The organism is Changchengzhania lutea, from assembly GCF_006974145.1.
In the GTDB taxonomy this organism is placed as follows: Bacteria; Bacteroidota; Bacteroidia; order Flavobacteriales; family Flavobacteriaceae; genus Changchengzhania; species Changchengzhania lutea.
The window spans coordinates 960,001-972,530 of sequence record NZ_CP039456.1 but is presented as its reverse complement, the minus strand read 5'-3'; the positions used below and the strand labels follow the sequence as shown (position 1 = coordinate 972,530).

Genomic DNA, 12,530 nt, shown 5'->3' with positions numbered 1-12,530 from the left:
CGAATGTAGCGAGAGGAATGTACAAGGTCAGAACTGACATTTTCGGCAGTTCTTGGTGAGGTAAAATACAAAATTTCGATTTTTGGGCTCAAAGGCAAAATGATCCCGATAATTATCGGGACGGCGAAATACCTCTATGGCTCTGCTATGAGGATAGTTGTTTTCAAGAATTTTTTTATTTGTAACAAAACCCATAAAATTACGTCAAATTAGTATCATCAATTAAAATCAATCAAACATGGGTTTCTGGAGAGTTTTGCTGTCTATTATTTGTCCACCTTTAGCTGTTTTAGACAAAGGTTGCGGCTCTATTATTATTGTCTTTTTATTATGGCTTTGTGGCTGGGTACCAGGGGTTATTGCGGCATTAATTATACTTAATAATCCTAAAAGCTAGTTTTAGTATCAGTTGGCAGTCTCAGTCACAGTATATGGTCACAGTTGCCAGTCTCGGTTTTCGACTAAATATATTCATTCACTTTTTTTCCTATTTTTTTGCATGAAACCATGTCCTAAAATATCGTAATTTTGTAGCCTATGAATAAAAAAATAGAACTGCAGGATTTAGGCTGTAAAGACTATAAACAAACTTGGGATTATCAAGAGCGATTATTTAAAGGCATTGTAGATACTAAGATTAAAAATAGGCGGGAAGATGCGGGACTGGAAACGAAAAACTATTTTTTGTTTGTAGAGCATCCACATGTGTATACCTTAGGTAAAAGTGGCGATTTGTCAAATCTGCTTTTAAACGAACAACAGCTCACCGAAAAAGGAGCGACGTTTTATAAAATTAACCGAGGCGGTGATATTACGTATCACGGTCCAGGACAAATTGTTGGTTATCCTATTTTAGACTTAGAATTTTTTTTTACTGATATTCATAAATACTTACGCTTATTAGAGGAAATGATTATTTTAACACTTGGCGAGTATGGTTTAAAAGCAGAGAGAAGTCCCGGTGAAACGGGGGTTTGGCTGGATGTAGGAACACCATTTGCCCGAAAAATCTGTGCCATGGGCGTCCGTGCCAGCCGTTGGGTGACCATGCACGGTTTTGCCCTTAACGTGAATGCCAATTTGGGGTATTTTGATCATATTATACCGTGCGGTATTCGTGGCAAAGCCGTGACATCCTTAAATGTTGAGCTTGCTCAAAAAACAGTTGATGAAGCGGGGGTGAAAGAAAAGTTACTAAGACATTTTGGTTCTCTTTTTGAGGCTGAGTTTTTCTGAGATATGTAATATGACTGTTTTATTCATTCTCAGAAACACATTCCAAATGGCGTGTTAGAGCTGCTTTTGCCCATTGTTTGGGTCGGTCGCCAAAACATTCCAATATAGCATCAACGCCTATAATAGTCCCTTTTGCTAGACGACCTAATACCGCAATAGGGAGTGGGTCTTGTGTTTTATCAGATATCACATAAGCATTGTCATCCGTAAGGATTCCTAAATCATCATGAATAGGCTGAATCAATTTATGTTGTAGCATATTGGTGATTATAGGGGTATCAACCGCTACTAATTTTGGAGGATCTAAAACCGAATTAACCATAATACTAACGGTAATAGATTTATTATCTTTTCGTAATTCCCAACCATTTGAAACCGAAGAAATCTTGGGGTCGTCAACAACATCCAAAGTCATGGCTTTTGCTTCAATTAATGCGAGTAGTTGTTGCAGGCTTTCAACGGGTGGCCCATAAGAGTAGCGTTTTAAACGTTCGTCCAAATCAATAATATCTGCTATAACGTCATCTTTGCAGGCGTTATAAGACAAGGCATCATACATGATAGGTTGGCAATGGCGCCACAGTTGCCCAATACAAAAATCTAAAGAGGATGGTGCATTGCCCGTTGCCATCTCTACATAATTTTTCATGGTACTTAATGGCGTCTTGTTTTTTGATACTATAGACGTATGTTCGAAACTGGCATCCTGCAGCCAGTGTTCTACAATACTTTTTAGTTCATTTTGAGTCATCTTCATTGATAACTCCAAATTAATGTAGATGTCTGCAATGATTGGTGATACAGCTTGAATTAAAAAAGCATTGCTATTAGCACTCTTCTGCGTTTCTTTATCTTTTATACATTTTGAAAAGGTGTCTAGCTGCTTTGTCGTGGGTTTAAACCAGGCATCAATGGATGCGTTTATTGGTTTTGGAGACATCGGTAAACCGTCTAATGAAAAAGGCACAAAGCATTTAGGTGTTTTTGTGCTTGCTTGATATTCTACAGCTGCTGTACTTTTATTTATTACTTTAAATGTTCCGCCTAATTCTTCTGAGATACCTCTAACAACATCTATCATTGCTAAACCAAAGCCACGAATGCCAATAACGCTTTCATTATTTATAGTATCATTTTCAAAAAACTGTTGAATAGGATAAGGTGAGCTATAAACAATATTATTACTCTTCTGAGCATGTTGTTGCCACGCTTTAATTTGCTTTGATAATTTGGAGGGTTGATGGCCTATGGTTAATAGCACTTCATCCACTTGATAGGTGTGGTCAGTATTCGTGCTGAGGTATAGTTTTCCCGATTTTATATCGATATCCTCCAGACTTTCTTGAATGACTGTGAGCAATCTAGATTGCAAGAGCACTTGCAGCATGGATTGGAACCGTGTTTTTAAATAGGTGCCAATTTTAGATCTAGGAGGGAAGTTGTCTGGAATACCCTCTGAAATCTCATTAGGATTAATATGATACCAGTCGTGATATGATGGAAATGCAGGGATAGTGATATCGTCCAAAATCATTTCCTGTCGTGGTTCTAAAAACAGGATCCGTTCTGAAATATTTACCCAATTGGTGTCTGGTTGATCGAGATTGTAAACGGGGCCATAGCCTAAATGAGGGGTCTCTTCGAACATTAAAATGTTCATTGGAACTGACATGCTTTGTTTTGACAGTTCAAGTAAGAAACATTCTAAGGCATAATGGCCTCGGGGTCCAGCGCCAACAATAGCCAAAGTTCTGGTATCTTTCATTTATTTTTTATTCTTTATGATAATAATAATCCCAGTTATGATGTTATTCATAGGCCAGAACTGTAATAATAGTTTTGAAATATGGGTTAATTGAGATTGGCTTTAATACTTTTCAGGTATAAAGGTTTGATAATTCATTGGCGGACGCACATAACTGTTGTAATCTGGTAAATCGGGGAGTTCAACAGGTTTAATATCCATTTTTTCATAGGGGATCTGGCTTAGAACATGGCTAATACAGTTTAAACGCGCCTTTTTCTTATTATCTGAATTAACAACAAACCACGGTACTTGCTTCGTGTCGGTATGGGCAAACATATCATCTTTGGCTTTAGAATATTCTAACCATCTAGAGCGTGATTCTAAATCCATCGGACTAAATTTCCAGCGTTTTAATGGATTACTAATACGATTTTTAAAACGTTTTTCTTGTTCTTCATCACTTACTGAAAACCAATATTTTAAAAGAATAATACCTGAGCGTACCAGCATACGCTCAAATTCTGGACAGGAGCGTAAAAATTCACGATATTCATCATCGGTGCAAAAGCCCATCACTTTTTCTACGCCAGCTCTATTATACCAACTACGGTCGAAAAGCACGATATGACCGGCTGATGGTAAATGATATGCAAACCTTTGGAAATACCATTGCGTTTTTTCTTTTTCGGTGGGAACTCCCAACGCCACCACTTTACAAACCCGTGGGTTTAAAGGCTCTGTAAAACGTTTGATGGTGCCCCCTTTTCCAGAGGCATCTCTACCTTCGAAAACAATAACCACTTTTAGACCATTTTTTTTAACGTGCTCTTGAAGATGAACGAGTTCTGTGTGTAATTTTGCAAGTTCCTTATCGTAATCGTATTTATGAGACATACTCGGGCTTTTATAGTAACAAGGTCAAGTTAAGAAAAACTAAAAAAACAACCCGTATAATTTTATTTTTTTGATTGATTCTTTATAAAAGAAAAGGCCCGGGACTAATTAATTTTCTGCATTAAAGAATACTTTGTAGTAGTGCATTTTCTTTTCATCATCATAACCACGTTCTAAATATTCGCTGGAAGCCTCGGGCGCATCAATATCTAGCTTGATTTGTATGTTGGTGTCTAGTTTAATGTCGGTCTTGATTTTTCGTTTTTCCTTGGTAACAACCGCTTCGGCAATATCAAATTGATTTCTAATGACTATATTTTGCTCGCCTTCAAATTCCTTTTTGTAATCATCAAACAAACGGCTATGCTTTTCTTCTTCAAAAACGTCTTCCTTAAAGCGTTCTATATTTACGACTTCGTTCTCCCTAAAAAAATCAATGCTTTTTGCCAAAAAGGTATTCCGCTCTTGGGCACCATAACTGGTTTTTAAAATTTCGGTTGAGAAGTCCTTACATAATTCGATATACTGTTGGGTATGATTGTTGGCATCATCAGCATATTTAATATTCAGAAATTTATTAATCCAATATTGGGCATCATAACTATTATTATCCACACTCAAAATAATGTTGCCTTCGCCATCGCTTTGATTCAAAATTAAACAGCCTTTATCTACTTTTTTAGAACTGATTCCTTTCTGGACCAACACATCATAACTATTGTTTTCTAAATAGGTTTGAAAGAAGTTAACTTTACTTTCAATTTTAAAAATACCAATGGCGTTCGTGCTCATATCTCTAAATTCTATGCCTTCGAACATAACAACCAGCACATCGCCCGTTTTTATTTGTGCCGAAGTGGATTGCTCGTATAAGTGCGTAACCATATGTTTCGAAACCTCAATAAAGGCATCGTCATCGTTAAACATTTGAGCGGAATAGCTGTTGATTTCATTCAAAGTAATATCAGCATGATGATTAAACCGATAGCTTTGAACGACGTTCCCAAATGGTCTTAAAAGAAAGGGTAGCATTAAATCGTAACTGGCTTCATCAAAATCGACTAACTTTTCTGAAAACACATTTTTGGTATCATTGGATTTGTTACCTACTTTATGAATTATAAATTTTGAAATGGAAGCGTTTTTACGTGAAATCATAAGTGTATAATTGAGTTTGCAATACTATTAAATCTTAAGTCACTTCGCGTGATTTTCTAAGGAAAAATTTCATCGAGAAGTGAATGCTTTTAAAAATATAAGCACTTGTTTTCGATTCTAAATAAAATCAGAATGACTTAAACAGGCATAAATTTAAAAAAAAGAACGCCAAAGCATTACACTTTGACGCTCCTAAGACTCGAGGACTTGAGATTTGGTTGTCGTTATATTTTAATTATTGCTAATACGTGTTAATTCTGAATAGCCTATTAGTTTATCATTTTTATTGTAGGTTTCATTTTTTACTAGCCCAACACCTTCGGCAATCCATTCTTTAATTTTAAATGTTGATTTCAAACCCATTTTCATTTCGGTATTATAACTTAAAGCAAAACAATCGAAAGTTCCTGCGGCAGTAGTTATAGATTCTTTAGCATTAACCATTCTGTTAATCATATCGATGCTCATATTCATTTTCATGCCACCCATATTAATAGCCATTTTGAGGCTAGCGTCTTTTAAGGCTTGCCTAATTTCTAAATGGTTTGGAAATTCTAAATTGGTGCCCGACATGTCTATTTCCATATCTTTGTACTGCTTGAATAAATCAGGATTCATTAAAGATTTAAAATCTATAGACACCGTATTACCGTCACAAGTAACTTGATAATTGGCCGTTGTAATTTCTTTACCCTTCTCATCAGAAATTATAGTATTTATAGTAGCTACACCATCATTAATTTCTGTTACCTCATAATTTACAACACTTTCTTTTTTACCTTTTTTGTTAAAACTTGTTATTTCAAATTGAGCACCTTCTTTAAAAGGATAATAGGTGTTACACCCATTTTGGGAAATTGCAGAAAAGCTTATTAAAAGGGAACAAATTAAAATTACAGTTTTTGTTTTCATGAGGTTATATTTTAATAAATTCGACACGTCTATTTTGTGCTTTTCCATTGGTTGTAGTATTATCTGAAATAGGTTCGTTTTCACCTTTACCATCAGTCTGTAAACGGTTTGCAGAAATTTTATAGACTTTTATTAAAGCCTGTTTAACCGCTTGGGCTCTGCTTTTTGATAATTTTAAGTTAGTATCATCGTTCCCATCAGCGTCCGTATGACCAATAATGTTTAATTTAATACTTTCATCTTGCATCAATACCTGCGAAATTTGGCGAATGACACCATAAGATTGCGCCTTTATGGTAGCAGATCCTGGATCGAATAAAATACCATTGGTAGATATTTTCCCTTCAGTTAAAAGCTTTCGTCTTAAATCTACACCACCTTTAGCCACCTTTAGGTTAGTAATGTACAGGTGCTCCACGCCATCTTTAAAATTATTAATATGAAACTTGAGAAATTTTAACACATTTAATTCTTCAATAAATCTAGGAATATCCACATACTTAACTTCATTGATCCATAAGCGATATCTGTTTTTTGTTACAGAAATTGATATATGTGGCTGGTTGAGCACTTCATCTCTAATATCTGCTTTTATATCTGTATTAATATCGCCCCCTCCGCGGTTAAAGAAATTTTTGGCTCTTAAAGAGAATGCACCATATTGACCAACTGGGATTGAAACAAACGCATAATGCGCAGTGCCGTCCTTAAATTTAGCATCATCACTTAAAATAATGTGGAGTCTAGCGGTTGATGAGGTTTGTTTTCCAATCCCTTTTGTTAAGATATCAAATTCTATGGTGTAATCTTCTGGAAGGTCTTTTACATCGGGAATGAAATAAACGCCATAACCAGATTTTAGTTCAAACCAATTGCCTTTATCTCCAATTTTCACTACTTCTCCAGAGGCATTTGTATTCCATTTAGATGGAAAATCGCCTATAAAATCTTGCGAAAAATCGTCAAAAAATAACAGCTTATCTCCAGGAACATAATCAAATTTGCTGTACACCTCAAGGTTATCTGAAACATTTGAATCGTCTTCTATGTCATCAGTTTCACTATTGTTGTTCGAAGTATTGTCGTTTTCATTAGTTGAACTGTCATCTTTGTCATCATCTTCCTTATCATGCTCTCTTTGCCCGAGCAACAACTGTTTAGCCGTTTTTATGCTATAATTTAATGCTTTTTTGGCGCGATTAATTTGTAAAGTCGCTTTACCTTGTTTTAAAACACCAGCACCATCTATGTCGCCTAATATATCTGGAGCGCTTTCACTTAAACCAGATAAATCTTCTAGAGCGTCTTCCAACACATCAATATCCTCATCTTCTAAGGGTTTTCCAGCAGCTGCGTAACCATCATATCTATATACTTTATCATATAAATCAAAAGTTTCAGTCACGAAACGGTCTACACTAGATATGCCTACCTTGTTTTTTGGTCTCTTTAGTTGTTTGGTTTGCGCTTGAAGAGATGGTATTACCATGAATGCAACCACACAAAAGAAAAGTATGCTAGGGGTGTTTCTAGGAAATTCCATTGATAAATGTTTGATTAACAACAGCCTAAATATAATAATTAGTTTTTACTTATAAAAGCGTATTGCGAAAATCAACTTACAAAAATTTAGGAGTAATTAGTTGACTTGATAAAGAATAATAGAATTACGCTCTCCTTTTGTAACAAATTCCAAAGCATTATCCTTATCAATATTATCAAGACTTATTGGTGAATTACCATATACAGGGAAATTTGAAAGTAGTTGCCCTTGACTATCGTACAGAAAGACTTTGTGAGTTTGTAAGTCGGTTATAGAAACATATATTTTGTTCTTAATATAAAATAATTTTGGTTCGGCATAGTTGCCATAATCTAACTCCACGTTCTTTGCTCTAATATTTAAAGTATTATCACTGAGAATCACTAGCGTTTTGCTTGTGGTTTTAAGATGATGGTTCTCAGAAATATTTAAATTTTGCACAGCAACATTCCCTTTAGTGTCAACAGAGAAAAGATTCCCGTCCTTAGATGTTGTGGTGAATTTATTCCTATAGAGAAACACTGCCTCAGTTGAAAATAAAGCTGTTTTATTTGGGCTTACTCGTGTTCTTCCTAGCCTATCTAAAATATAAAGTTTATTACTTGTTTTAATAGTGATATAGTCTTTGCTACCAATTCTAAAATGCTTTGGCTGGCTTATAATAGTTTTGTTAGCCTTTTTAAATGTAAAACCACTGACCACTTTGGCTTGGGTATTATACATGATTAGGTTTCTACCTTGAGTAACTAAAAACCTATAGTTTCTCTTTTTGTCATAATCAAAAACAGCTAAGGGTTGGGTAATATCATCATTAAATTTTTTAGGAAATGGTGCTACGGAATTACCATTTCTATCGAGGACATAAACCCTGTTAGGTGTCGCAAATGCCATTTGCAATCGACCATTTTTATACATGTCAATTTGAAAGACGTCACCCAAAACAGGCCCGTGCAATTGTTTTTTCCAACGGATTTTCCCAGTATTCGAGATTAAATATAGGGTATTGTTAATGTCTTGAACAACAATATCTTTTAGTTTAGTGACGTGATTCGTAACAAACTGTGGATCGCTAAGTAAATCATTCTCCAGTTGTATGTTGAATGTTTCAGAAACTGAATTTCTGCTAATTCTACTTTTGTTCTTTTTAATGACGGCATTTACATGAGCAAAATGGGTATCATAAATAAATTGAATGGCAGAAGCATTGTAATTTTTTAAGTTCGAACCTGAGCTTTCTATTCCATTTTTTTTAAAGATCCCCTGAAGCATATTAGGTTTTGCAACTACCAATAAAGACGAGGCATTGCTTAACTGTTCCATGATCGATTGATAATACGGCTGTACACTTAGTGTGGTCTTGTTTTGGTAGCTTGCAATGATGTTTTGAAGGATTTCGACAGAGTCTGCAAAAACAAAAAAATCATCTAAAACACAATACTTGGTGGCTTTTGTGAATTGTATTAATGGTGAAAAAGTAGTTTTAAATAAAACCTTATTACTGAAACTATAAATGTCTACTTGTCTATAGCTATCTACAACAGTTTGTTCAGCAATAAGTGCATCTTTCGTCGCAATAATATCAATGGAATTTAAAACAATAGCAGAATTGTCGTCTTCATAAATAACACCAATTTCATTAACATCATCAAAAAGTGATGTAGTTATACCTAACGAATCAATAGTTTTATTTGCACTCAAATTAGTTTTTAAAATTTTAAAATCATCAAATGTAAAACTCATAAAACCATCACTATTAGATGGTGTAATATGATGCATTTGATTTTCTTGAGGCACAGTACCTTTAAAAAGACTAATAACATATTTAGTGGTATCGTTAGCCGTCGCAATACCGTTTACGATAATGTTATTCTGTTGTATGTCTACATCTACAGCTAGATATTTAGCAAGGGTTTTACAACTTAAGGAATCCTCAATAAAAAATGAGTTTAGTAATGGGTTTTCATTGGAAATAATGAATGATACCCCTTTGTTTAAGCTGGTTGTATGGTACAGTTTTTCTAATTCTGAATTCTCAGAAATGCCCTCGAACATATTATCTATAATGGTTTTTGAGGAGGAACTAATAAAGGTGCTGTCAATAATTGTACTATAAAATATATTACTGTTAAGAATGGATTTTGTAATTTTTTTTGTTTTGTACTTAAGGGTTTCTTCCTGGTAATTGGTTAATGAATCGGTATTAAATAATTGGTGTTCATTTTTTGAAATAAAAGTGACATGTAGACTATCATTTGTAGTTCCTGAGATACAGATTAAGGCTTCATGTGACGGTTTAAAATAAGAGGTGCTAAAAAGGCTGCTTTCTAAAGATTTGTAAGTCTCTGTTTTAGAAAGGTTCTGTAAAAATTCATTTGTAGATATCGCACTTTTTAAGCCCTCAAGATTTGAAGTTCGCAATACAACAGTCGCGTCTTTGGGCACAAAGTCAATAAGATTAGAATGATTTATTTTCGTGTTTGAGCAGCTTAGAACTGTAAAAAATATGAGGGTAACCCAGAAAAATCTCATGTAAGGAATTCGTTTTTACAAATATAAAAACTTAAATGTCTAACTTGAGTTGTTCGGGTAATAATCTAAAAGATTTTCTATGATATTTTGTAATGCCAAATTCTTTAATAGCTGCACGATGTTCCTTGGTGGGATAGCCTTTGTTTTGTTTCCAATTGTACATGGGGTACTCTTCGTGAATGGTATTCATATAAGCATCCCTATAGGTCTTGGCTAGCACCGAAGCAGCAGCTATACTTAGATACTTGCCATCTCCTTTAATAATGGTTTCAAAAGGAATATTGCCATAAGGCTTAAACCTATTGCCATCTACAATAATAAATTCGGGTTGAGGTTTCAATTGTTTAACCGATTTATGCATTGCCAATATGGAAGCGTTTAAGATGTTTATCTTGTCTATGGTGTCTTGAAAAACATGAGCAATACCAAATGTTAGGGCCTGTTCGATAATAATAGGCTGTAAAATATCACGTTTTTTTTCGCTCAGTTGCTTGGAATCATTCAAAAGCGTGTTTGTAAAATTTTCAGATAAAATAACAGCCGCGGCAGTAACAGGTCCTGCCAAACAACCGCGTCCAGCCTCGTCTGTACCACATTCAAAGTTTGCATTGGAATGATTTATTAGTAGCATATGTATGCAAATATTGCGAAATTTAAAATTTAAAGCCGTTATTATTATGCATACATAATAGATTTATGTCATTTTATAAGAAAAATTTACTATACATTATTGAATATTCAAAAATAATACAATTCCTAAGTCCTTATTTCATTAAATAAGTACTTTTTTTAAACATCTCGTAATTGTGTAACGGCTTATTTTTTAGTCAAAACTATTTTTAACGCTTATTTTTTGTTTAATTAAGATAATATGTAGATGTTTGCCATTGACTAACTCAAAATAAATATTCACAGATCGTTTTTGAGAAAAGATGATTAAATATTTAAAACAAAGCCAGCAGATATTGCTGGCTTTGTTTATTTAAAATATTTTCGAACTAGTAACGTTCAAATAATTACTTTTGTTTCCGAGAAGATGGAATCGGACAATTTGTAGATTAAATTTTCTGTGCATGATAATTTTGATACCAAAAACGCTTTAAACACAATCGAGCAAATAAGAATATTAGGATGAAGAGATTTATATTAGGTTGTTTTCTTTTGTGTTTTTGTACTGTTTTAAACGCCCAAGACCGACCTATTCCTAGAAAGGAATTACCATCGGTGTCTAGGTCTGAAAAGGATACCCTCAGTAGGACATCAAGAAAAAGTACTAGTATTAAAAACCTCAAAAATCCTAAGGCCAAAATTCAAGACTATCTTATAATTTCCCATGCCAACGATACGACCTTCGTAGACACCACTTTAACCATTCAAAAGGAATATAAATTCAATTACTTAAGAAGAGATAATTTCGGTTTAATCCCGTTTTCTAATCTAGGGCAAACTTATAACAGATTAACATACGATTTTGAAAACACGAAGCTAATACCACGTTTTGGGGCAACCGCAAGACACTTCAATTATATGGAAATTGAAGACATTAACTATTACAGAGTACCAACCCCACTTACAGAGTTGTTTTATAAAACAGCTTTTGAGCAAGGGCAATTAGCCGATTCTTTTTTTACGGTAAACACCTCACCACAGTTCAATTTTTCGATTGCTTATAAAGGGATGCGCTCTATAGGTAAATACCAGCATTTGATTACCAGTACAGGGAATTTCAGATTTACAACCAATTACCGAACCAAGAATGACCGGTATAATATGCGTGGACATATCGTGATGCAAGATCTTTGGAATGAAGAAAATGGAGGACTTACAGAGGATGATGTCGAATTTTTTAAATCAGGCGTCGAGGAGTTTCTAGATCGCTCCATCCTTGAAGTGAATTTTGATAATGCCGAAAATATCCTAAGGGGAAAGCGTTTTCATTTAGAACACAATTATAAAATAATAAAGAAGAAAGATTCGCTTTGGCGAAACAAACTGAGCTTTGGTCATGTCATATCCTTTGAAGATAAGTATTATCAATATAATCAAACCGCTTCGGAAACCACTTTTTTTGGCGAGTCATTTAAAACCTCAAACTTAAGGGACCGCGTTACGCTTGAGAATTTATATAATCAACTTCAATTAAATTATAGTAATAATATATTAGGGGATGTACAGTTTAATATCAGCAATACCAATTATAACTACGGGTATAATAAGTTGGTGGTGTTAAATGGTGAAACTATAACCAATAGATTAAAAGGCGATGTCTATGCGGCGGGAGGTAAATACCATAAGCAGTATAAAGGCTTTGAGTTAGAAGGAGAATTAGGTATTAACATCTCTGGAGAGTTTGATGGCAACTTTATAAAAGCAGAAGCTTCATTTAATTTAAATGATGATATTGCAGCCTCGGCCTCATTAAACCACAGTTCAACCGTTCCCAATTACAATGTGCAACTTTATCAAAGTGATTATATTAATTATAACTGGAGAACGAATTTTAATAATACA

10 protein-coding genes (1 of these 10 running past the window's edge) are annotated in these 12,530 nt (G+C 34.3%); 3 read left to right on the top strand and 7 right to left on the bottom strand.

The window, feature by feature from the left end:
* The first annotated feature begins 238 nt into the window (after positions 1 to 238).
* Positions 239 to 397: a YqaE/Pmp3 family membrane protein gene (locus FAF07_RS04540; RefSeq protein WP_142783988.1), complete on the top strand. Its 159-nt coding sequence runs from the start codon at positions 239 to 241 to the stop codon at positions 395 to 397.
* 140 nt (positions 398 to 537) lie between these two features.
* Positions 538 to 1,236 (top strand): lipoyl(octanoyl) transferase LipB, encoded by a 699-nt coding sequence (lipB, locus tag FAF07_RS04535; RefSeq protein WP_142783987.1) that lies wholly within the window; start codon positions 538 to 540, stop codon positions 1,234 to 1,236.
* Between the two features lie 19 nt (positions 1,237 to 1,255).
* On the opposite strand, the gene FAF07_RS04530 is transcribed toward lipB, so the two are convergent.
* The 7 genes from FAF07_RS04530 to FAF07_RS04500 form a co-directional block, all read right to left on the bottom strand.
* Entirely contained in the window at positions 1,256 to 3,001 is a 1,746-nt protein-coding gene (locus tag FAF07_RS04530) for an FAD/NAD(P)-binding protein (RefSeq protein WP_142783986.1), read from the bottom strand.
* Between the two features lie 102 nt (positions 3,002 to 3,103).
* Positions 3,104 to 3,877 (bottom strand): polyphosphate kinase 2, encoded by a 774-nt coding sequence (gene ppk2 / locus FAF07_RS04525; RefSeq protein WP_142783985.1) that lies wholly within the window; start codon positions 3,875 to 3,877, stop codon positions 3,104 to 3,106.
* A 108-nt stretch (positions 3,878 to 3,985) separates the two neighbouring features.
* Entirely contained in the window at positions 3,986 to 5,035 is a 1,050-nt protein-coding gene (locus FAF07_RS04520; RefSeq protein ID WP_142783984.1) for a nucleoid-associated protein, read from the bottom strand.
* Positions 5,036 to 5,266: 231 nt separating this feature from the next.
* Complete coding sequence (locus FAF07_RS04515; RefSeq protein ID WP_142783983.1) at positions 5,267 to 5,947, bottom strand: TapB family protein; 681 nt, start codon at positions 5,945 to 5,947, stop codon at positions 5,267 to 5,269.
* Positions 5,948 to 5,951: 4 nt separating this feature from the next.
* Positions 5,952 to 7,490 (bottom strand): OmpA family protein, encoded by a 1,539-nt coding sequence (locus FAF07_RS04510; RefSeq protein ID WP_142783982.1) that lies wholly within the window; start codon positions 7,488 to 7,490, stop codon positions 5,952 to 5,954.
* 96 nt (positions 7,491 to 7,586) lie between these two features.
* Positions 7,587 to 10,019: a ribonuclease HII gene (locus FAF07_RS04505; RefSeq protein WP_142783981.1), complete on the bottom strand. Its 2,433-nt coding sequence runs from the start codon at positions 10,017 to 10,019 to the stop codon at positions 7,587 to 7,589.
* Between the two features lie 31 nt (positions 10,020 to 10,050).
* Positions 10,051 to 10,650 (bottom strand): ribonuclease HII, encoded by a 600-nt coding sequence (locus FAF07_RS04500; protein ID WP_142783980.1) that lies wholly within the window; start codon positions 10,648 to 10,650, stop codon positions 10,051 to 10,053.
* 500 nt (positions 10,651 to 11,150) lie between these two features.
* On the opposite strand from FAF07_RS04500, the gene FAF07_RS04495 reads away from it, so the two are divergent.
* Positions 11,151 to 12,530, top strand: partial view of a putative porin gene (locus tag FAF07_RS04495; protein WP_142783979.1) — the 5' portion only. 591 nt of this gene lie beyond the right edge of the window; 1,380 of the gene's 1,971 nt are visible here — the first part of the coding sequence; the start codon lies at positions 11,151 to 11,153; its stop codon lies off the right edge, out of view.